The organism is Sphingomonas sp. CROZ-RG-20F-R02-07 (assembly GCF_022662335.1).
GTDB lineage: Bacteria > Pseudomonadota > Alphaproteobacteria > Sphingomonadales > Sphingomonadaceae > Sphingomonas.
Map to the genome: position 1 here is coordinate 12,247 of NZ_JAKNQJ010000018.1, position 21,929 is coordinate 34,175.

Below are 21,929 nucleotides of genomic sequence, written 5' to 3' on the forward strand. Positions count from 1 at the left end.
AAGCCCACCCCCGTTGCGAATCCTGCATATCAGTTCAGTCTATCCGCCCCATGTGATCGGCGGCGCGGAAAAGGTGGTCGAGATGCTCGCCGAGGCGCAGGTCGCGCGCGGGCATGAGGTCGCGGCCGCCTATCTCACCCGCGCGCCGGAAGCGGCGGGCACGCGGCACGGCGTGACCGTGCTGCCGCAGGCCAGCCGCAACCTGGTGTGGATGGAGGATGTGTTCCGCCAGCCGCGCGCGCTGCGCACCGCCAACAAGCTGGGGCAGTTCGTGAACTATCGCGCGGCCAGCGATTTCGCGCGGGCGATCGCGGCGTTCCGCCCGGATATCGTCCACACCCATTCGATGGTCGAACTGCCGCCGATGATCTGGGCCGAAGCGGCGCGGCGCGGCGCGCGCACCGTGCACACGCTGCACGATTATGATCTGCTATGCTCGCGCGCGTCGCTGTTCCGCGACGGCCGGTCGTGCGATGCGCTCCATGCCTCATGCCGCGTGGCGTCGCAGTGGAAGCGGCGGTTCGCGCGCGACATCGATGCCGTCGCCGCCGTGTCGGCCCCGGTGCTGGCGGAACATCGTCGCTTCGGCGTTTTCGCGGACCTGCCCGACGATCGCGCACGGGTGATCTGGAATGCCGTGCAGGACCGCGGCCCACCCCCGGCGAAGCCCGCCCGCGACGGCGATTTCACCTTCGGCTTTCTCGGGCGGCTCGTTCCCGAAAAGGGCATCGCGCCGCTGATCGCGGCATGCCGGATGCTGCCGCCATCGGGCTGGCGGCTGCTGGTCGCCGGCCGGGCGCAGGAGGGCGACGCGGCCTATCGCGCGATGGCGCACGATTTGCCGGTCACGTTTCTCGGCTTCACCGATCCGCGCGCCTTTCTCGACACCATCGACATCCTCGTCGTGCCGTCGATCTGGCGCGAGCCGTTCGGGCTGACCGTGGTCGAGGCGTTCGCGCAGAACGTGCCGGTGATCGGATCGCGCCTGGGTGCGATCGGCGATCTGGTGGGAACCGTGGGCGACGACTGGCTGGTCGAGCCGGACGATCCCGCCGCACTTGCCGCGCGCATGCGGCAGGCGATGACCGCCGGCCGCGAAGCGCTGCCGCCGCCCGCCGCCTTCGCGCCCGTGCTCGATGCGGTGCGGCTCGACCGGATGGTCGATGGCTATGACGATCTCTATGCGCACGTCGCGGCGAGAGATCGCGCCGCATGAGCCGGCCAATTCGCGTCCTGCATCTCAGCAGCCTCTATCCGCCGCATATCGTCGGCGGCGCGGAACGATCGGTCAGCATGCTGGCCGAGGCGCAGGCCGCGGCGGGCTGGCAGGTCGCCGCCGCGTGCCTGACGCCTGGCGACGCGGAGGAAGAGGTGCGCAACGGCGTCGCCGTCTTCCGCATGCCGCACGGCAATGATTTCTGGCTGGAGGATTGGACCCGGCATTCGCCGCGCGCGCGCGAATGGGCCAAGTTCAAGCAGCAGGCGAATTTCGGGATCGAACGACGGTTCGGCGCGGTGATCGATCGGTTCCACCCCGATATCGTCAACACGCATTCCATGGTCGATATCTCGACGCGCGTCTGGCACGCCGCCCGCGCGCGCGGCGTGCCAGTGGTGCACACGCTGCGCGATTTCGACCTGCTGTGCGCGGCCAGCTCGATGTACCGCGAGACCGGCCCGTGCACGCACCGCCACCTGAAATGCCGCGTCCTCACCTTTGCCAAGGGCTACGACCAGCGCATCGTCTCGGCGGTGAGTGCGGTCGGCAACGAGGTGCTGGAACGACACCTGCGCTATGGCTTCTTCGAGGGCGTGCCCCACGATCTGCGGCGGGTGATCTGGAACACCGCGCGGGTGGAGGGGATCGGGCCCGACTATCACCGCGCCGCGCGCACCGGGCCAATGGTGTTCGGCTATCTCGGCCGCATCAGCCCCGAAAAGGGTGTCGACGTGCTGTTGAAGGCGGTGCGCTGTCTGCCCCGCGACGGCTGGCACCTGCTGATCGCCGGCAGCACCCCCGGCGGCGACCTTGCCGCGTTCGAGGAACTGGCGCGCGATCTGCCGGTGACGTTCGTCGGCTTCTCGCAGCCCAAGGATCTGTTCGACCGGATCGACATGCTGGTCGCCCCGTCGCTCTGGGCCGAGCCGCTGGGGCGCACCGTGCTGGAGGCCTATCAGGCGGACGTGCCGGTGATCGGATCGCGCAGCGGCGGCATCGCCGAGATCATCGCAGACGACGACTGGCTGGTGGAACCGGGCGATGTCGATGCGCTGGCGGCGCGGATGACACGCGCGCTTCGCGACGGACGCACGCGACCGGCCGGCCGCGACCGGGTGGTCGCGCGGACGAGCCCGGACGCGGTGGCGGGCGGTTTTGCCGATCTCTACCGGGCGCTGCTTGCCGCACGCGCCCGGTAGACCCGGCCTCAATAGGCGCCGGAGCCGCGCAGTACCGTGCGCACCGTGCCGACCAGAATCCGCGCATACAGCCGCGGCGACAGGCGCCGGGCGAGTATGCTGTCCATCGCCACCCGCCGGCGATAGCCGACATCGTTGCGGCCGCTGATCTGCCAGATGCCGGTGACGCCCGGCCGAATCGAACAATAGGCTTGGAAATGCCGGCCATAGCGCGCGACTTCGGCCGCTACGATCGGACGCGGCCCCACCAGGCTCATCTCGCCGCGCAGCACGTTGAACAACTGAGGCAGCTCGTCGATGCTGGTCTTGCGGAGGAAACGGCGGATCGGCGTGATCCGGGGGTCGCGACGCAATTTGTGGTCGAGGTTCCACTCCGCCCGCGCAACCGGATCGTGCAACAACAGCCGCGCCAAGCGCGCATCGGCATCCGCCGCCATCGATCGGAACTTGTAGCACAGGAACGTGCGACCGCCGCGCCCATAGCGGCGGTGCGCGAAGATCGCGGCGCGCCCGTCTTGGATGGTGATGCCAAACATGACGATCAGCATCAGCGGCGCAAGAAAGACCAGCAGGCCCAGCGCCAGCGTCACGTCGAGTATACGGATCATCCGCTCATCGACGCTCGACGGCGAAGCGGTTCCCGCAGCGTGCGCATCGATGGCGCGCGCGACACGGGGCGGCGCGCCGAAAGGGGGCAATTTGGACATCGATTGTTCTCCGAGAAGCGGCCTCCCAACGCCTCGGGCAAAAATATCGCTTATCCAAAGTTAACCCAACTGCGGCTCATGCGAGGCGAACGCCCCCCAATCAATCAAAAGACGGTTTTTCAACCAGTTATCTGCAATTTGATAACTTGGTATAGCGCCAAACCGTTTTAGATGGCGGATACACGATGAAATTGGTGGGCGTTGAACAACACGCCATGATTTGCAGTCGATAAACATAACATAGATTGCAGAGTAAGATTGTATATCGTTCATTTTGCCAAGCATTCCGTAATTGGGGTGGGTGTCGTCGCACATAGTGTAGGCGGCATCCGGATATTTTTGCTTTTCACACTGGATCAAGCCACAGGGAGATACTGGTGAAGAACGCGCGCATGGCTGTTCTATCGATACTGATCCTTGCCAACCCCGCCATTGCGCGGGACAAGACGATCAAGGTAGCGACGGCGGAACCCAACGGCCCCGGCCTTCCGACCTATAGCTATACATTGTCGGGCGGCGACAAGATCCGGCTGATCGTCTTCGGCGAGACGGGGATCGGTGGAGACTATACCGTCAGCGGTTCCGGTCTGGTCGCGATCCCGCTCATCGGCGACGTGGAAGCCAAGGGGCTGACCTCCACCCAGTTGCAGCAGCGGATCGCGGCCAAGCTGGCCGACGGCTATATCAAGGAACCCCGCGTCGCGGTCGAAGTGTTGACGACGCGACCCTTCTACATCCTTGGCGAGGTCAATCGGCCGGGCGAATATCCCTTCAGCGACGGCATGACCGTCGCGACCGCGGTCGCGCAGGCAGGCGGCTATACCTATCGCGCCAAGACCGGCCGCGTGCTCATCAAACATGCCGGCGAGACCGACGCGCATATCTACCCGCTGACGAGCGCCACCGCCGTCGCGCCCGGCGACACCATCCAAATCAAGGAACGCTGGTTTTGAGCCGCGCGCCAGGATCTCCCGCCAAGCGTCGCCGGGCATGGCACCTGGCGCTGCCGCTCGGCGCGTTATGCGGGGGTGCGGACGCGCAGTTGCTGCAGGATCCGCAGACCGTCGTCGTCCCCCCGCCCCCGCCGATCACCACCGCGCATTCGATCTTTGCCCGCGACAGCACCATTCCGGTCGCCGACCGGATGCTGCCGGCCTTTTCCGCACAAGGGCTGAGCGTCGGCAATTTCGACCTCTATCCCGGCCTGACGATCGGCGGCCTCTATACGTCCAACCTCTATGCCGACAATGATCGCAAGCGCAGCGACGCCGCGCTCGTCATCCGTCCCCAGGCGACGCTGCGCACCAGCGGCGGCCCCTATGTCTTCTCGGTCTACGGCCAGGGCGACATCCGCCGCTATGCCACCCACGGCAGCGAAAACAGCCAGGAGGGGCTCGGCGGGGCCGAGGGATCGGTCGCGATCGGGCCGCTCAGCAGCATCACCGCCGGCGTCAACTATGGCACCCTCATCGATCCGCGCTACGCCTCGGATTCGCCCAAGGATGCCGCGCATCCCCTTCAGTTCGACCAGTTGAACGGGTATCTCGGCACCACGATCGAGGGGGCGAGCACGCGCGTCATCCTGCGCGCCGACGTGACCCGATTGCGCTTCAGCGACACGCCCGCCTATGACGGCAGCACGCTGTTCACGCGCGACCGCGATCGCACGCGCTATGGCGGCCTCGTCCGCGTCGAGCGCGCGCTGAGCCCGGCGATTTCCTTCTACGCCGCGGGCACGCTCAACAAGATCGACTATCGGTATCTGGCAACGGGCAATCTCCAGCGCGATTCCTGGGGTTATGGCGCCTATCTCGGTTCCAGTTTCGACGTGACTCGGCTGGCACGGGGCGACATCCGGCTCGGCTATATCCACCAGACGTTCCAGCTTCCGGGGGTGGATGCGATCGCGGGCCTGGGCGCGCTCGGCACGCTGCAATTCTTCCCGAACCAGCTCTGGACGTTCACGGCCCAGGGCGAACGCAGCGTGCAGGACAGCGGCGTGCCGGGCACGGCGGGCTATGTCCATGCGGGCGCGTCGCTCCGCGCCGATCACGAACTGCGCCGCTACATCATCGCGAGCGTGGCCGGCGGGTATTTCGAAGACAGCTATCGCGGCATCGACCGCCGCGACCGGCTGCCCTTCGCGGAGGTCAGCGGCACCTATCTGTCGCGCGACCACTGGAATGCCCGGCTCGGCTATCGCTTCCTGTCGCGCCACTGCGGCTGCAATTCCGGCATCGCCAGCTTCGACGACCACCGCATCACCGCCGCCCTCACTTTCCAATATTAATCGGAGACCGCGCGTCATGGCTACTGCGCTTCAACGGTACGACGGCACCAACGCCCTCCCCCAGCGCTACGATCGCGCCGCGCCCAGCGGCGTGATCGATCTTGCCCGCACCTATCGCCGGCACATCCCGCTGTTTCTGGGCGTGGCGGGCGCGATCATGATCGTGGTCGCCGCCTACACCTTCCTGCAGACGCCGCGCTACACCGCCACCGCCACGTTGGTGATCGCGCCCCGGCCGGCGGAGATCGGATCGGACCGGACGTCGCCGCTGAGCGATCCCGCCGCCGACTCCAGCGTCGACACGCAGGTCGAGCTGCTGAAAAGCCGCGGGCTGGCGGGCGCGGTGGTCGATCAGCTCGATCTGGCCTCGCCGGCGCGCTTTGCGACGCTGACGCACGAGCCGGGCCTACGCGACCGGATCCCCGGTCTTGGCGGATGGGGCGACAAGGACAGCGATGCGCAGGGCCGCCGCGAGATGGCCATCGACCGGCTGCAACAGGGGCTCGATATCCACCGCACTGCGCAGACCTTTGCGATCACGCTGTCGTTCGCGCACAGCGACCGGCGGCTGGCCGCGGCGATCGTCAACGCGTTCGCCAACCAGTTCGTCGCCCAGTCCACCGTGGTGAAGCGCGAAGGCGCGGTGTCCGCGGACACGCTCCTGCGCGGCCAATTGGCGCAGGCGCGCGCCGAGGTCGAGGCCGCCGATACCGCGCTCGGTCAGTACAAGGTCGCACACAACCTCATGAGCGTGCAGGGATCGACCATCGCGGAGCAGCAGCTCTCGTCGCTGGACGAGCAGGTCGCGACCGCACGCGCCGGGGAGGCCGAGGCCAGCGCCCGGCTCGAGACCGCGCGCCGCCAGCTTGCCGCGGGATCGACGGGCGACGATCTGGGCGAAGCGCTCGGCTCTCCCGTCATCCAGCAGCTCCGGTCGCAACGTGCCGCGGTGAGCGGGCAGGTCGCCGATCTGTCTGGCCGCTATGGCGAACGTTATCCCCAGCTCTCGGCCGCGCGGCGCCAGTTGCGCGACATCGACACCCAGATCCAGGGCGAGATCAACCGCACGATCAACAATCTGGAAGCGCAGCGCCAAGTGGCGTCACGGCGCGTCGCCTCGCTCGCCGGCAGCGCCGGTGCCGCCCGTTCGGCCGTAGCGGGCAACAGCATCGCGTCGGTGAAGCTCGGCGGGTTGCAACTGCGCGCCGACACCGCGCGCGCCAATTACGCGCAACTCCTCGCCCGCGTGAACGAGATCGGCGCCCAGGCGGCGACGACCCAGGCGGACTCGCGTGTCGCGAGCCTCGCGCCCGTGCCGGTGAAACCGAGTTCGCCCAACATCCCGATCAACCTGCTGGTGGGTGCGCTGCTCGCGCTCAGCGGCGGCCTCGGCGCGATCTTCCTCCGCCAGAGCATGGATCAGGGCATCCGCACGCTGGAGGATGTCGAGGGACGGCTCCATCTGCCCTATCTCGCCGGCCTGCCGACGCTCGGTTCTTCGGTGCGCCACGCGCAGGGCAGCGACCCGGTCACCGCGGTCGTCGATCACCGGGAATCCGCCTATGCCGAGGGCTTCCGCAATCTCGCATCGGCCGTGCTCGACGCGGCCGATACCGGGATCGTGCAATCCATCGCGATGACGTCCGCGCTTCCCAACGAGGGCAAGACCACCGCCGCGATCGGCCTTGCCCGGATCCTCGCGATGAGTGGCAAGAAGGTCGTGCTGGTCGATGTCGACATGCGGCGCCCGAGCGTGGCCGATGCGCTCGGCATACGACCGGCCGTCGGTCTGCAGCACGTGCTGGACGGCGATGCGACCATCAGCGAAGCGCTGGTCCATGACGGAGAAAGCGGCGCCGCGATCCTGCCGATGCTGCGGATGGGCAAGGTGTCGTCGGCGGCGCTCAACACGCCCGCTTTCGTTTCGCTCCTCGCCGAACTGAAGGCGCGGTTCGACGTGGTGATCCTCGATGCCAGCCCGGTGCTCCCGGTGGTCGATGGGCGGATCGTGGCGAAGAAGGCGGACGCCACCGTGCTGCTGGTGCGATGGCGCAAGACGCCCGATTCGGCGGTGGAGATGGCGGCGCACCTGCTCCGGTCGCTAGGCGTCACCATGACGGGCGTGGCGCTCACCCGCGTCGATCTTCAGGAACTGGCCCGCTCGGGCTATGGCGATCCCGCGCAGTTCATGGGGTCGTACAGCAGCTATTACGCGAGTTGAGGCGATCATGGATATGAGCGCAGCCCCCCGCATGCCCACCGAGACCCGCAGTCTGGGAAACGCCATCGGCAGCGAATTGCTGCTGCGGCGGCTCCGGCGCCTGGTGTCGCTCAACGGCGCCGAGATCAACCTCGTGCTGTCGTTGAACGAGGGCGCCAAGACTCACGGCCCGGGATCGATGATCTGCCCCAAGGCCGATGGCAGCCCGCATCCGCGGCTGATCGCCTCGGGCTGGGCATGCCGGCCGCGCATCCTGCCCGACGGGCGCCGACAGATGTTGAACGTGCTGCTACCCGGTGACTTGATCGGCGATCGTGGGGAACGCCGGCCGCTGGCGATGAACCCGGCCGTCGCACTCACCACGGTTCGCTCGATCAGCGCGAGCAAGCTGTACGATGCCCTGCTCAGCAAACCCGACGAATATCCGCAATTGTGCGCGGCGCTCGGCCGGATCGACCGGATGCAGGAAAGCCATCTGCTCGATCACATCGTCCGGCTCGGTTGCCAGACTGCGCTTCAGCGGACCGCCCATTGCCTGCTCGAGCTGCACGCCCGGCTGGAAGCGATCGGTTTCACGCATGACGGCACGTTCCCGATGCCGCTCACGCAGGAAACCCTCGGCGACCTGCTCGGCCTCAGCCTCGTCCACGTCAACCGGATCATGGCGCAACTGAAGCGGGATTCGCTGATCCGCATCCGGTCGGGCGTGGCCATCGTCGAGGACTTCACGGCGCTCGCGCTACTGGCGGATCGCGTCGATCCGACCAGCCGGGGCGCCCCGGAGCATTGAACGCGAACGGTGGCTTGATCGCAACCGTCCACCAACCGGCACCGGTGGCGCTCTACGAAGCGGCGGATGCAGCCGGCATCACCCGCTATGACGTTCCGGGCGGAACGACGCTGTTCGTTCAGTCCGCCCCGTCGCTCTCGTCCGAACGACTGCTGGCAATGACGCTCTCCCGGTACGAAGGTCGGCCGATCCGCACGTCGTCGATCGTTCGGTCGGCCTATGGCGAGCCGATGCTGGAGTGTCGCGCGGGCGACGCGCGACCGGGTTTCAGTGTGTCCGGCGCGGCGGGATGGCGCGGCGTGGCGGTCGCGCCCGCCGGCCGGATCGGCCTGGATATGGAAACGATCGCGCGGGTGGCAGCGAATGCCACCCGCCACGATCGCTGGCTTTCCGCCTCCGAGGCCGAGGCGCTCGCGCCCTGGCCCGATGACCGCATCCTCGACGAGCTCGCCTGTCGCTGGGTCTTGAAGGAAGCCTATGCGAAGGTCCGCGGGATCGGCCTCAACCTGCCGCTGCACACGATCGGCTTCGCCGCTGATGGACCGGCGATCGTCGCCAGCGCCTCGCAGGCCGGCGATGCGGCCTATCTCGCCCGGTGCCGCTTTCGCCTCATGCGCGTGGGGCCCTTGCTGATCGGGATCGTCCATCATCCGTGACATGCCTCATTTGGCACAAGTGGCCGGCCCGCTGGCGGTTAGTACCACGCGCGATCGGGGGGTGCGGGCATGGGCTTGGGTTTGCGTCGCAGACTTGAACGGACGGCGGCGCGACACCCGGTGGTGCGGCGCGCGCTCACGCGGTTTCACCTTTTCGGCGCAGGGCTGATCGCGCGCGAACATACCCATCCGATCGATCGGCGGTACGGCATCAGCACGCAGACACCCGTTCCGCTCTATCTGCTCAAGACCGGATCGTCGGCCGACGGGCACATGATTCCCTATGCGGGCTGTGTACCCAGCGCCCTTCGGCACGTGCTCGGCACGCTGCCCAACGATCATGAAGCGACATTCGTCGATCTCGGCTGCGGCAAGGGGCGGGCTCTGGCCGTCGCTTCGGAATTTTCGTTTCGGGCGGTCATGGGCATCGAGCTCAACCCCGATCTAGTCGCCGTCGCCCGCCGCAACGCTCGCCGCGTCTCCGCGGCCCAACCGACGCGGCCGGCCATTCGGATCGACGAAGGTGACGCGAGCGCGCCGGCACTGCCCGAGGGGGACGTGGTGCTGTTCCTCTATCATCCCTTCGGCGAACCGTTGATCCGCCGGCTGACCCAGCATCTGGTCCAGTCGCACGCGCCCGGCCGGGTCATTCACGTCATCTACGAAAATCCGGTTCATGGCGCGGTGTTCGACGACCATCCCGCCTTCCGGCGCATCTTTGCGGCGATGCTGTCTTGCACTGCCGAGGAATGCCGTTTCGCCTTCGACGCCGACGAGGCGATCGCCATCTGGCGGCTGGACGATGATGGCGACGACGCCGCGACCCGCCACCCGATCGTCGTGACCAAGCCCGGCTACCGTGCGGTGATCCGCGACTGAAGGACCCTTAGCGGCAGACGAGCGCGACGATCGGCACCCAGCATGCCGCACCAAGCGCGGCGATGACGATCATCCGCAATCCGGTCAACGCCGACGCGCTTTCCGGATGGGATGATGCCGGTGACCCGGCCGACCGATGCGTCGATGCCGCGGCGGACGACCGAGGTCGATACGCCGAAGCAGCGACCCGCACGCGAGCGGGGTGGGTCGCCGACCGTGTCACGAGCCGGTCAGCCCGATATAGCGCGTCTTGGTATCCGTGCCCGAGTTGGACGTGACGATCGTGCCGATCTGTGCCCCGCTTGCGGAGCGTACCACGAGATTGATCGAATAGTTCGAGCAGGACTCCAGCTGTACCAGGTCGTCCATGGTGTTTCCGCCGATCGTGTCCCACACATCGCCGGTCACGGTCAGTCCGTTGCAGCGGATCGCGCGCAGAAACTGGCCGTTGCGACGCCCGCGAAGCGTGATGTTGCGTAGCGTCACGTTCGAGCAATCGGTGATATAAGCCGTCGGCCCGTCCTGCGTCGCCGCGCCGAAGTCGAGATCGGCGTTCTCGATCACGACATTGTCGATCGTACAGCCCTGCGCCACGCCATCGTTTTGCATCATCAGCGGACAGCCCGTGGGGCCTTGCGTGATCTTGCCGACGATGTTGCTCAACCGGATGTTGCGGATCGTCGCTTTGCCGGTGCCCGTGCCGGTATAGAATTTGATGCAGGAAAAACCCATGCTGTCGAGCGTCAGTCCGCTGAGCGTCACCCGTTCGAGCGTGGCGTTGGTGGATTCGCTGTTCTCGCACGTGAACGACAGGGCATCGTCGCCGCTGGACACGCGGATCGTCGATCCGGTGATGCGCGAGCAGGCGCCGAAAAAGTGCAAGCCGTCGGCGCCGGGCTTGTTCACGCCCGACAACAATTTCAGCCCGTTGATATGGCCGCCCGTCGAATTCTTGATTTCCATGCCGAAGCCGGTGAGCGGCCCGCTGGTCTGCACGTTGACGACGACGAAGCCGTCCGTCGCCACGATGCCGAGGCCCTTGCGGGTGGCACCCGCCGACGCCGAAGTCGAGCCCACGAAACTTCCACCCGCGCCCTGGATGGTAACGTTCGACAATCGCCCGGAAGTGCGGTTGGTCAGGCAGTAGAGCGTGCCGACGGCGGGGCCATGATCGTTGTAGATGTCGCCGATCATCAGGACGACCGAATTGCTGCTATACCCCAATCCCGTACTCGACAGCCGGTAGCCTCCGGCTGGCACGATGCACGTCTTGCGTGTGGTCGCGGCCGTATCAAGCAAGGCCTGAAGCGTTGCGGTGGCGTCGGTGCTGGACATGAGCGTTGTCATGAGGATGGGATCGCCGAACCCTGGTTAACAGAGCTTAAAAGTTGCAAGGCGAAGCGTCGCCGACGCATCATTTGATGGGTTTGCAGCGAGTTGCGCTGCGGGTTAACCATCCGTTAGCTCCGATGCTGGCTCATGCCCGCATGCCATACGCCTCCCCGCTCCGCCTCGACGCCGCCGACCGCCGCGGCTTCCTGCGTCTCGCCGCCGGCTTTGCCGGCACCGTCCTCCTGTCCGGCTGTGGCGGGGGCGACGCGAGCAGCGATCCCGTCCCCGTGGTGTCGTCGGGAGCGGGATCGACGCCCCCAACGACCAGCGAAAGCACACCCCTGTCGCTGACACCCGAAGCGGTCAGCCTCAACCTCGCGCTCAATCTCGAATATCTGTGCGCCCAATATTACAGCTATGCCGTGAACGGCACGGGGCTCGCTTCCGACATGGTCGCCGGCATCGGCGCACAGGGGCGCGTGCTCGGCGGTCGTCAGGCCAGTCTCGCCAACACGCTCGTGGCGCAGCACGCCGCCGAGAGCGCGACCGACAAGCTGGCGACCGTCGTCGCACTGCGCGGCCGGCTCGGCACGTCCGCCGCAGCCCAGCCGACGATCGACTTCACCGCCACCGCGACGAGCGCGTTTTCGGTCGCGGCCCAGGCGGCCGGCCTTGTGGCATCGGGCGTGGCCTTCGATCCGTTCGCCAGCGACGCCAATTTCCTGCTGAGCGCCTTCCTGCTCGAAAACGCCGTGGCCGCGACCTATCGTCGCGAGATGGCCACGATGGCGGCCGGCGACGCGCTCCAGACGATGACCGACAATCTGGGCGGCGCGATCTATCATGGCGGCCTGGTGCGGACGCTGCTGTCCGCGCAGGCCAACGGGGATGCCGCGCTGACCCTCTCCTACACCGCCTTGTCGGCCTATACCGCCAAGCTGGACGGCACCGACACCGGGGACCAGACGCTGGCGGGAACGAACGGCGACAGCGCGAACATCGTCGATTCCGACGGCCACGCCATCCCGTTCCTGCGCACCCCGACCCAGGCATTGAACCTGGTCTATCTCAACCGCTCGGCGAGTACCGCCGGCGGCTTCCTCCCGTCGGGTACGAACGGCGTCCGTGTCTGATCCAGGGCCTATCGGAACGCCGGTTCTACGCGCATCACCCTTGCGACCGGCCTCGGCGAGGCGCGGCACCGGCGCGAACCGCTCCGGCTTCCTCCCAGAGGCGACGGGCCAGCGTCTTTTGTTGGCTTCTGAAGGTCGCTGAACCGCTAAACCCTTGTCGAAAGGGGATAGTGATGATGCGACCCGTTCGAAAGGCGGTTTTTCCGATAGCCGGTCTCGGCACGCGGTTCCTGCCGGCCACCAAAGCGATGCCGAAGGAGATGCTAACCGTCGTCGACAAGCCGCTGATCCAATATGCGGTCGAGGAAGCGCTGGCGGCGGGGATCGAGCAGATCATCTTCGTCACCGGCCGGAACAAGGGCGCGATCGACGACCATTTCGACATCGCCTACGAACTCGAAAGCGTCATGCGGGCGCGCGGCAAGTCGCTGGACGTCCTCACCCGCATCCGGATGACGCCCGGCAATCCCGTCTATGTCCGCCAGCAGGAACCACTAGGGCTCGGCCACGCGGTCTGGTGCGCGCGCGAGATCGTCGGCGACGAACCGTTCGCGGTGCTGTTGCCCGACGAGCTGATGGTGGGCACCCCGGGGTTCCTCGCCCAGATGATCCAGGCCTATGACAAGGTGGGCGGCAATCTCGTGGGTGCGCTCGCGATCGATCCGGACGAGACGGCGAATTACGGCATTATCGCGCCGGGTGCGACGAAGGGCGCCATCACCACGGTCGCGGCTTTGGTCGAAAAGCCACCACGGGGTTCCGCGCCATCGAACCTGATGATCCCCGGCCGCTACATCCTTCAACCCGAGATCATGGCCATCCTGGGTCGGCAGACGGCGGGCGCGGGCGGCGAGATCCAGTTGACCGACGCCATCGCACGATTGATCGGCCGACAGCCGGTCCATGGCGTGACCTTCGCGGGGCAACGTTATGATTGCGGCGACAAGGCCCAATTCATCGAAGCCAATGTCGCGCTGGCGCTCGCCCGCCACGACATCGGCGATACGGTCCGTGACCGGATCAAGCGTGCGCTGGATACGCGGCCGCAGCTAGCCGACGCCTCTGCTCAAGCTCATGATCCACTCGGACGCGTTTGCAAGACGCTGGAACTCGCGCACCCAGTCTTGGCTAAGTGGTAGTCTCGGGGCCTGGTTGATGAACGAGGGCTTAGAGCCCGACCGAAAATTGAGTTGAGCGATTTCAGTAGCTTGTGATTCACCGGGGGTTGCGAATACCACGAGGCCACATAGGCTGGACTGAAACCGCTCGACGCGAGCATGACAGAAGCGGGCTGCGCTATACAAGCGACTGCACCGATGAGGAATGGGCTGTCATCCGGCCCTTGTTGAGGCGGACTTCTCGGGTGGGGCGCCTGCGCAAGCACAAGGTGCGGACCCTTTGGGATGCGATCCAGTATATCGCTGCGACGGGATGCCGATGGGCGCAACTGCCCAAGGACTTCCCGCCCTTCACGACGGTGCAGTATCATTTCTACCGGATGCGCGACAACGGGCTGCTGGATGCTGTCAACGCGGTGCTGGTGACATGGGTGCGAGTTTTGGAAGGTCGGACGATGACGCCGACCGCAGGCGTCATCGACAGCCAGTCGGTCAAGACGACCGAGGCGGGCGGGCCTCGCGGATACGACGCCGGCAAGAAGATAAAGGGGCGCAAGCGGCACATCGTGACGGACACGCTCGGCAATATGCTCGAAGGCGTGGTGCACGGCGCCGATGTTCAAGACCGCGACGGGGCGCCCGGTCTGATCGAACGATCCTGCGATGCGTATCCCAGGTGCTGCTAGGTGTTTGGTCCCGGGGATTGATGGTGCATTATCCGCGAGCGAGTGGAAGGATGCACGAATTATCGAGAACCGTACTGCTGCAAACCGCCGCGGAGAAAACTGGCTTAAAAACCATATTGATGGTTCGAAGCCGATTCTCGGCACTACCGATCAAGACGGGAATAGCGCGAATTAGCGCCAGAAATGGCCAATTTTCCCAGTAATATCAGGAGGTTGAGCCTGCATGGCGGAGACGGAGGGATTCGAACCCTCGATACGGTTTCCCGTATGACGCTTTAGCAAAGCGTTGGTTTCAGCCACTCACCCACGTCTCCGGCTGCGGCAGAGGGGCGCTATAGCGAGGCTGGCGCGCGCGATCAACCGCATGTGGTGCATTGCCGACACGCGGGCGGGCGTGAAAACGACGCGGCTCGGCGAGCGTTCATTGCACCGCAATGCAAAGCTTGGTTAACTCGCCGGCACAAGGGCGGGGATCGGCGTATGCGTATCGAATGGCTGGGAATGGGTGCCGCGCTGACCATGGCGATGGCGGGGGCGGGAGCGGCACAGGTCCGCACGATCGATCCCAATCAAGCGATCGATGGCGATCTGGGCGGAAGCGCGCGCGGCGCCGCGCCCTCTCCCCGCGTGCAGCCGCAAACGCCAGACGACTATGATGCGCCCCAATCCGCGCCGATGCGGCAGACCGCCCCGACCGAGCCCGCTCCGGTGCCACGGAACGGAGAAACCGCGCAGGAGGCACGCGCCGACGCCACCACGCATGCCGCCGACACCTATCAGCGCGACGATCTGCTGAGTGCCGGCGAGGGCGTTTTCGGTAAAGGGGCCGCGGGGCTGGCGGGGCTGCTCGAAAAGATCCTGAAGGATCAAGGCCAGCCCAACGCGTATATCGCGGGGCACGAGGCCTCGGGCGCCTTCATCGTCGGCCTGCGTTACGGATCGGGGATCATGACGCACAAGATCGAGGGCCAACAGCCGGTCTTCTGGACCGGTCCCTCGATTGGCTTCGACGCGGGCGGCGACGCGAACAAGGTGTTCGTGCTCGTCTACAATCTCTACGATACCGAGGATCTCTATCACCGCTTCCCGGCGGCCGAAGGCCGGCTTTATGCGATCGGCGGCTTTTCGGCGACCTATCTGCGGCGCGGCAAGGTAGTACTCATTCCCATCCGGCTGGGCGTGGGTTGGCGCGCGGGCGTCAATGTCGGCTATATGAACATCACGCACAAGACCCGCTGGTTGCCGTTCTAGTGACTATGCTCGCCGCCGAAGCCGCGGCGAGAACGGTGCGTCAGCGTGCGGCCAGTGCCTGATCGATCCGGCGCACCAGGTCTCCGATCGCGGGCGGCTGATAGGGTTTGGATATGATGCCGCCGCCACGCGCGAGTTTGGCGCGAAGGGTTCCAAGCGTGCGTTCCGGCGAAGCCATGACCGATCCTTTCGTTCGGATCGGGCGTAGGATCGGGCCGCCTAACGCAATGTAAAGAACCCGGTTCGGCGGATTATCCGAACTCAACTGCCTCGAATCGGATGGGTTCGCCCATCGCCGCATCGCCGAGCGCGTCCTCCCACATGGCGACCTGACCGCGCACGATCGTGCCGATCGGCTTGCCGGTCAGGGTCATGCCGGTGAACGGGGACCAGCCGCTGCGCGAGGCGAGCCAATCCTCGGTCACCGTCCAGTTTTTCTTTCGGTCGACGATCGAGAAATCGGCATCATAGCCGACTGCGATCCGGCCCTTGCCGACGATCCCGAAGATCCGCTGGGCACCGGCGCTGGTGAGTTCGATCAAGCGCTGAAGCGTCATGCGCCCATGCGCGACATGATCGAGCAGCAGCGGCAGCAGCGTCTGCACGCCGGGCATGCCGCTGGGCGAATCGGGATAGGGCTTGGCCTTTTCCTCCAGCGTATGCGGCGCGTGATCGGAGCCGATGACGTCAGGCACGCCCTGATTCAGCCAATGCCACAGCCCGTCGCGATGCGCGCCCGAGCGGATCGGCGGGTTCATCTGGGCGAGCGTGCCGAGCCGCGGATAAGCCTCCTCGCCCGCCAGCGTCAGATGCTGCGGCGTCACCTCGCAACTGGCGATATCCTTGTTCTCGCCGAGCAGCGCGAGCTCGGCCGGCGTGGTGACATGGAGCACATGGATCCGTCGCCGCGCCGCGCGCGCTAGGCCGAGGATGCGGCGCGTGGCGATCAGCGCGCTCTCGTCGTCGCGCCAGACCGGATGGGAGGCGGGGTCGCCGGGGATGCGCTCGCCCGCGCGCGCCTGCATCCGCGCCTCGTCCTCGGCATGGATCGCGACGCGGCGATGGCCTGAGGCGAGCACCGCGGCGAGGCGCGAATCCTCCGACACGAGCAGGTCGCCCGTGGAGGCGCCCATGAAGATCTTGACGCCCGCGGTGCCGGGCAACCGCTCCAGCTCGGCCAGATCCGCGGCATTATGGTTGGTGGCGCCCACATAGAAGGCATGATCGCACCACATCCGGTTGCGGGCGCGGGCCAGCTTGTCGGCGATGGCATCCGCGCTGTCGGTGTTGGGCTTGGTGTTGGGCATCTCGAATACCGCGGTAACGCCGCCCATCACCGCCGCACGCGCGCCGCTTTCCAGATCCTCCTTGTGGACGAGGCCGGGCTCGCGGAAATGCACCTGCGTGTCGATCACGCCGGGAAGGATATCGAGCCCCGTGCAGTCGATCGTGCGCCCCGCATCGCCGGATGCGCCGATCGCGACAATGCGACCACCCCAGACGCCGATATCGGCCTCCACCGGGCCGCCGGGCAGATGGACCGTGCCGCCGCTGAGCTTGAGATCGTAGGTCACGTGAGCCCTTTCGTCGATGCCGCACGCCTCCTACCTTGAGCCGATGGACGACACCACCCCAGGGACGATGCTCGCAGACCGCGCGGTGCTGCGGCTTTCGGGCGAAGATGTGCGCGACTTTCTGCAGGGGCTCGTGACGAACGATCTGAACGCCTTGGCGAGCGATGCGCCACTATGGGCGGGGCTGCTGAGTCCGCAGGGCAAGGCGCTGTTCGATTTCGTGCTCTGGGCCGATGCTGCGGACGTGCTGATCGATTGCGAAGCGGAGCAGGCGGAAGCGCTTGCCCGGCGGCTCGCAATGTATCGCTTGCGGCGTGCGATCGCGATCGATCCCGATCCGCGGCGTGTGCACTGGTCGGCGACCGAACCGCGGGGACCGCAGGATCCGCGCCTGGCGGCGCTCGGGTGGCGCTGGCTGGACGGGGAGGCCGCTCCAGCCGCGGGGTGGCGGGCACGCCGACTGACGCTGGGAATATGCGAGGGCGTGGGCGAGCTCGGATCCGGCGAAACGCTCTGGCTCGAATGCAACGCACGCGAGCTGAACGGGGTGAGCTTCGGCAAGGGCTGCTATGTCGGGCAGGAAAATACCGCGCGCATGCACCACCGCGCGAAAGTGAATCGGCGCCTCGTCGTCGCGCCGCTGGCCGAGGCCGGCGAGCGGACCAGGGCGATCTATCCCGATCTCGGACTGATGGTGGAGCATCGCCGCGTCGAGGCGCTTGGCGACGCACTGCGGCCCGACTGGCTGGTCGAGGCGATCGCCGCCGGCGAATAAACCGGAAGTGTTGCCACCGACGGAACCATAATCTCCGGCCGATGCCCGATCCGGCGACCGGGTATCTCTCGCGTTCGCGTCCTGAGGCTAAGGCAAAAGAAAAGGGAGGCCGGCATGAGCCAACCTCCCCGATCTCGTCCCACAAGGGGTCTGGGCTTAGTTGCCCGAACCCGGACCGTAGGTGACTTCCACGCGACGGTTCTGGACCTCGCGAACACCGTCCGCCGTCTGAACGCGGAGGTGGGCGGGATCCTCGCCGAAGGCGCGGGTCGTCACGACCGCATCCGGGATGGCGTGCGACGTCATGTACGCCTTCACCGCGTCGGCACGACGCTGCGAGAGACCCACATTGTACTTCGCCGTACCCGAGGTGTCGGTGAAGCCGGCCAGCATGACCTGCGCATTGCCGCAGCTCTGATACTGGGTGACGGCGTTGTCGAGGATCGACGCGGCCTCGGGGGTGATGTCCGACTTGTTCCACTCGAAGAACACGATGAACGGACCCGGCGAGCAGACCACAGGCTCCGGTGCCGGAGGCGGCGGGGGAGGCGGCGGCGGGGGCGGCGGCGGCGGCGGCGGCGGGGGCGGCGGTGCGGCCGGCTCGCCGAAGTTGTACGTCACGCCACCCAGGATGCTGTGCGAGACGAAGTGCGCGTTCGCACCACGGTTCGACACGTCAACCAGATGATCGTTCAGCGTGCGGAAGTAGCGATACTTGAGCGTCGCATCGATGTGGCTGGTCAGCGGCGCACGCACGCCGGCGAGGCCCTGATAGGCGAACACCGTGTCCGAGTCGTCGAGGAAGCGGCCATAACGGTTCAGGCCGTAGCTCGACTTGACGCGAGCGACACCGGCACCACCGCCGACGAAGCCCTGAATGCCGTCATCCGGACCGAAGTCCAGCAAGCCGTTCAGCATGAAGCTGAGCGCCGAGTCATAGCCGCCGGCATAGTTGTACGTGCCAGCAGCCGAATTCACGCGCGCACCAGTCGCCGTGAACGTCGGCGTGGTCAGCGACGACGTGTAGCCGTTGACGCCGGCACGACGATAGCCAACCTCAGTTTCGATGCGGATCGGACCGAAGTCGTAACCGATCGTACCATCGACATCGTAGCCATAATGGTGATCGACCTTGGCGCCGTTGACAACGCCCCCCAGGTCGTAGTGCATATCTTCCACGATCATACCGCCGCCTTCGGCGCCGACGTACCACGACTTGTCGCGGGCGAAGGCGGGCGTGGCGAGTGCGGTGGAGGCGAGTGCCAGAATTACGGCAAGCTTCCGCATCATATTCCCCTTTCCATGAGTGTCACTACGGACAGCGCAAACTCACTATCCGAACCATAGTTGCCGCGCAAGCGAACAAAAACTCGAGTGTTGCCCAAATACAACGGAACCATTTCGCCGGAATTGTTAACCCGCGATCAACCCGTGACTCCGAAGTGTCTGCAGGATCACGGAAATCGTGGTACGCGCCTCGACATCGACGGTCGCACCGCCGATAGGCGCCGCGATGGGCGCCTGCTGGGGGCCCACCACCGGCACGCCACCGACGACAAGGCGCGTCGCGGTGACCCGTCCGGCGACCCACGCTCCCGCGATGAATCGCAGGACCAGCGCATCAGCCACGCTCCACACTGCCATGCCCTCGAACGGCGCGACGAAGCGCCACCCGCCCACCGTCCAGCCCGCGACTGCGCGGCCCTGCCCCGTCCACGCGCCGGTCGGCGAATCGCCCACGATCCAGGCCTGGCCGTCTGCCGGCGCAACCGGCGGCGTGCTCAGGCCCGATGCGAGCACGCTGGCCTGCACCGCGAGGTCGAGCCGGGCGAGCGCCTCGTTGTGCGTCACCTCCTTCTGCGCCTGCCCGGATTCGAGCAAGGGCAGCGCCAGGCGTGCGGTGATGTCGGTCATGCATGTCCTCCTGTCGATGAAGCGATGGTGATGCCGGCCGGCAGCGATTCGGCGACCGTACCGCGCTGGCGTACCGCGGCGGTTATCGGACCGGCGGCCCGGTCGGCGGCAGCGATGGTGACGAGGGGTTCCGTCGTCTCGATCGTGCGGGTGCTGCCGTCGCCCAGCGTAAGGGCGACGCGATACCGCTCGGCCTCTTCGCCCAGAGGCGCATCGACGCCGTCGATCCAGCGCCACCCTGCCCGGCTCCGCCGCGTCCAGCGCAGCGTCGCATCGCCCGTTCCGTCGGTCGCGACGGCGAGATGGACCGGTGCCGGCGGCCGGATCGATGCGCCCGTCAGGGCGAAGGCGGATTCCACCGGCACCTTCGTATCGCCGACCCCCGATGCGAGCACGCGCACGCGCTGCCCAAGCGCGGACAGCGGCAGATCGAGCGTGCGCACCGTGTCCGCTTCGACCAGCACGAACCGCGCGCCCGCCGCCTGCGCGCCCATCGCAGCCTCGGTTCCCCGCCGCCCGCGCAGCAGCCGCGAGAGGCGCCAGCCTGTGCCCCCCAGCGGCTCCGCCCGCCCGAACTGGACGAGCTCGTCGCCGATCAACGCGAGATTCCGGCCGCGATCCAGCGCCGCATCGTCGGCATCGCCTAGCATCAGATCCGCATGCGCGAGCCGGACCACCACGGCGCTGCGCAGATCATAGAAGGCCGCGGAAGCGGCGGGATCGGGCGGCACCTCGATCGTGCCCAGGATCGCGGGCGACGCGGTCGCCCCGGCCGCCGTCCAGCTCGCACCGTCGTCCAGGCTGTAGAGCAGCGCTGCCCGGCGCCACCCCGCGCCAGCGCCCGTCGCCGCCAGCGCGATCCGCGGCGCCGTGAGCAGCGTATCGTCGAGCGCCGGCATCTCGAACGCCTGAAGCCATGTCGCGCCGATCGTCAGATCGGGCGTGGCCAGCGCCCGACCGCTCGCTGCGGGCGCGGAGAGCGATGCGGGCGCCAGCGCGACGAGATCGAGCGTCACCACCATCGCCTCGAGCCGCGCCTTCGTCACGCGCCAAACGCCCGGATCGCCGCGGATCGTCACGCATGCCCCGGGTCCGATCGCGAGCGCGTCGATCGCGGCGGCGACGCTGCGGGTGGTCCGGCCGATTTCGGCGCGGGCGAGCATGGCCGTGGCGATCGACTTCGCCGTGCCCGCTGCGATCGCCGCCGGCACCTCGATCCGCGATTCCGACACCCCGGCACCGGGTCGCCGTGCCCGCTGAAGACCGATCTGATAATCGCGTGCCGGATCATAATGCGACACGGCGATGGCGGCGGGAATGCCGCTGGCCGCCGCCATGCTGCGCGCGCGCCGGATCCTCTTCGCATCTGCAGCAAAGCCACAATCGGTGATTGCCACGGGGTTCGTCGCCGAATCGCGCATCACGACCGCACGCCCCTGAGGTGAAAACCACGCGCCCCCGACATCGCCCAGCGTCTCGAGCACGGCGCGCACGCTGCCGCCCGATGCCGCGAAGCCGTCGAGCATCAGCGCCGCGTCCCCCGTCACCTCGGGCGCGAGCGCCTGCGCGATCGCACCGATCGCCCGCGGTCCGTCGTCGGCGGTCACCTCGAAGGTGAGCGAGGGAATGCGGTTGCCGTAATCGGCCAAAGCCAGACCCTCGAACACCGCATAGGCGCAGCCGCGGTGCGCGGGCGTGAGGCCGCCTTCGGCCGAGGCAATCAGCGGATCGACCGGCTGATCCTCGCCGCCCGTGTGAAGCCGGAACCCGGTGGATGCCTTGAAGTCGCCAGCGCTCCCGCGCAGCAGGTTGCCGTCGGCCCAGATCCGCCCGACGCTCCGGATTGGCCGACCCGACAGCAGCACCGCGAACGAGGCGGAATAGCTGTAGGTCGTGACGCTCGGCTGCCCCTTGCCGGCGCTGCCGGTGGCGCGCGATTCGATCAGGTCGGTCGACCAGATGACCGTGCCCGCCACGCGCATCGTGCCGAAGATCCACGGGATCTGCGTGCCGTAGGAGGAGGTCTGTACGGACAATTCGGTCAGCCGCGGCCCTTCGCGGCCCTTGGGCGCGAGCAACGCCCGGTCCGCGAAGCCGCCCAGCAACCCGCCGATCGCCGCCCCCACCGGACCACCGATCGCGCCGCCCACCGCGGTCAACACCAGCGTCGCCATCCTGCGTCTCC

General features: G+C 67.0%; 19 protein-coding genes, 1 tRNA gene and 1 pseudogene. 13 read left to right on the top strand and 8 right to left on the bottom strand.

What is annotated here, in order from left to right:
• Positions 1–13 precede the first annotated feature (13 nt).
• Together L8H00_RS16930 and L8H00_RS16935 are read left to right on the top strand one after the other, a co-directional pair.
• On the top strand, positions 14–1,216 hold the full coding sequence (locus tag L8H00_RS16930) for a glycosyltransferase family 4 protein (RefSeq protein ID WP_242098484.1): 1,203 nt from the start codon (positions 14–16) through the stop codon (positions 1,214–1,216).
• Positions 1,213–2,418, top strand: coding sequence for a glycosyltransferase family 4 protein (locus L8H00_RS16935; protein ID WP_242098485.1), 1,206 nt, complete (start codon positions 1,213–1,215; stop codon positions 2,416–2,418). The genes L8H00_RS16930 and L8H00_RS16935 overlap by 4 nt, the downstream gene beginning before the upstream one ends.
• A gap of 8 nt (positions 2,419–2,426) precedes the next feature.
• Here L8H00_RS16935 and L8H00_RS16940 read toward each other — a convergent pair whose 3' ends face one another.
• Positions 2,427–3,026 (bottom strand): sugar transferase, encoded by a 600-nt coding sequence (locus L8H00_RS16940; RefSeq protein ID WP_242098486.1) that lies wholly within the window; start codon positions 3,024–3,026, stop codon positions 2,427–2,429.
• Positions 3,027–3,517: 491 nt separating this feature from the next.
• On the opposite strand from L8H00_RS16940, the gene L8H00_RS16945 reads away from it, so the two are divergent.
• From L8H00_RS16945 to L8H00_RS16970, 6 genes are all read left to right on the top strand, one after another.
• The gene (locus tag L8H00_RS16945) at positions 3,518–4,078 is read left to right on the top strand and encodes a polysaccharide biosynthesis/export family protein (RefSeq protein WP_242098487.1); all 561 of its coding nucleotides are present in this window, start codon (positions 3,518–3,520) and stop codon (positions 4,076–4,078) included.
• Entirely contained in the window at positions 4,075–5,415 is a 1,341-nt protein-coding gene (locus L8H00_RS16950; RefSeq protein WP_242098488.1) for an outer membrane beta-barrel protein, read from the top strand. Before L8H00_RS16945 ends, L8H00_RS16950 begins: the two co-directional genes overlap by 4 nt.
• A gap of 16 nt (positions 5,416–5,431) precedes the next feature.
• Positions 5,432–7,636, top strand: a complete 2,205-nt coding sequence (locus L8H00_RS16955; RefSeq protein WP_242098489.1) for a polysaccharide biosynthesis tyrosine autokinase — start codon at positions 5,432–5,434, stop codon at positions 7,634–7,636.
• A gap of 13 nt (positions 7,637–7,649) precedes the next feature.
• Positions 7,650–8,426, top strand: a complete 777-nt coding sequence (locus L8H00_RS16960; protein WP_242098490.1) for a Crp/Fnr family transcriptional regulator — start codon at positions 7,650–7,652, stop codon at positions 8,424–8,426.
• A 14-nt stretch (positions 8,427–8,440) separates the two neighbouring features.
• On the top strand, positions 8,441–9,082 hold the full coding sequence (locus L8H00_RS16965) for a 4'-phosphopantetheinyl transferase superfamily protein (RefSeq protein WP_242098491.1): 642 nt from the start codon (positions 8,441–8,443) through the stop codon (positions 9,080–9,082).
• 315 nt (positions 9,083–9,397) lie between these two features.
• Positions 9,398–9,961, top strand: coding sequence for a class I SAM-dependent methyltransferase (locus L8H00_RS16970; RefSeq protein WP_242098492.1), 564 nt, complete (start codon positions 9,398–9,400; stop codon positions 9,959–9,961).
• A 219-nt stretch (positions 9,962–10,180) separates the two neighbouring features.
• Here the strand turns inward: L8H00_RS16970 and L8H00_RS16975 are convergent, their stop codons facing one another.
• Positions 10,181–11,296 (bottom strand): hypothetical protein, encoded by a 1,116-nt coding sequence (locus L8H00_RS16975; RefSeq protein ID WP_242098493.1) that lies wholly within the window; start codon positions 11,294–11,296, stop codon positions 10,181–10,183.
• A gap of 152 nt (positions 11,297–11,448) precedes the next feature.
• Here L8H00_RS16975 and L8H00_RS16980 point away from each other — a divergent pair, with 152 nt between their 5' ends.
• The 3 genes and pseudogenes from L8H00_RS16980 to L8H00_RS16990 form a co-directional block, all read left to right on the top strand.
• Positions 11,449–12,426 carry a ferritin-like domain-containing protein gene (locus tag L8H00_RS16980; protein ID WP_242098494.1) on the top strand — a complete coding sequence of 326 codons (978 nt, stop codon included), beginning with the start codon at positions 11,449–11,451 and terminating at the stop codon, positions 12,424–12,426.
• 170 nt (positions 12,427–12,596) lie between these two features.
• Positions 12,597–13,565: a UTP--glucose-1-phosphate uridylyltransferase GalU gene (gene galU / locus L8H00_RS16985; protein ID WP_242098495.1), complete on the top strand. Its 969-nt coding sequence runs from the start codon at positions 12,597–12,599 to the stop codon at positions 13,563–13,565.
• A 107-nt stretch (positions 13,566–13,672) separates the two neighbouring features.
• Positions 13,673–14,197: pseudogene (locus tag L8H00_RS16990) on the top strand (IS5 family transposase); the annotation flags it as partial.
• 257 nt (positions 14,198–14,454) lie between these two features.
• On the opposite strand, the gene L8H00_RS16995 reads toward L8H00_RS16990, so the two are convergent.
• Positions 14,455–14,544 (bottom strand) — tRNA-Ser (locus tag L8H00_RS16995).
• Between the two features lie 166 nt (positions 14,545–14,710).
• Between L8H00_RS16995 and L8H00_RS17000 the strand changes: the two genes are divergently transcribed.
• Entirely contained in the window at positions 14,711–15,481 is a 771-nt protein-coding gene (locus L8H00_RS17000) for a DUF1134 domain-containing protein (RefSeq protein ID WP_242098496.1), read from the top strand.
• Between the two features lie 40 nt (positions 15,482–15,521).
• Here the strand turns inward: L8H00_RS17000 and L8H00_RS17005 are convergent, their stop codons facing one another.
• Positions 15,522–15,659: a hypothetical protein gene (locus tag L8H00_RS17005; protein WP_242098497.1), complete on the bottom strand. Its 138-nt coding sequence runs from the start codon at positions 15,657–15,659 to the stop codon at positions 15,522–15,524.
• A 73-nt stretch (positions 15,660–15,732) separates the two neighbouring features.
• Positions 15,733–17,055: a dihydroorotase gene (locus L8H00_RS17010; protein ID WP_242098498.1), complete on the bottom strand. Its 1,323-nt coding sequence runs from the start codon at positions 17,053–17,055 to the stop codon at positions 15,733–15,735.
• A 43-nt stretch (positions 17,056–17,098) separates the two neighbouring features.
• Here L8H00_RS17010 and L8H00_RS17015 point away from each other — a divergent pair, with 43 nt between their 5' ends.
• Complete coding sequence (locus tag L8H00_RS17015) at positions 17,099–17,830, top strand: folate-binding protein (RefSeq protein ID WP_242098499.1); 732 nt, start codon at positions 17,099–17,101, stop codon at positions 17,828–17,830.
• A gap of 156 nt (positions 17,831–17,986) precedes the next feature.
• Here the strand turns inward: L8H00_RS17015 and L8H00_RS17020 are convergent, their stop codons facing one another.
• From L8H00_RS17020 to L8H00_RS17030, 3 genes are all read right to left on the bottom strand, one after another.
• On the bottom strand, positions 17,987–19,117 hold the full coding sequence (locus L8H00_RS17020) for an OmpA family protein (RefSeq protein WP_242098500.1): 1,131 nt from the start codon (positions 19,115–19,117) through the stop codon (positions 17,987–17,989).
• Between the two features lie 126 nt (positions 19,118–19,243).
• Positions 19,244–19,744: a DUF2793 domain-containing protein gene (locus tag L8H00_RS17025; RefSeq protein ID WP_242098501.1), complete on the bottom strand. Its 501-nt coding sequence runs from the start codon at positions 19,742–19,744 to the stop codon at positions 19,244–19,246.
• Complete coding sequence (locus L8H00_RS17030; protein ID WP_242098502.1) at positions 19,741–21,918, bottom strand: phage tail protein; 2,178 nt, start codon at positions 21,916–21,918, stop codon at positions 19,741–19,743. The genes L8H00_RS17025 and L8H00_RS17030 overlap by 4 nt, the downstream gene beginning before the upstream one ends.
• Positions 21,919–21,929 lie beyond the last annotated feature (11 nt).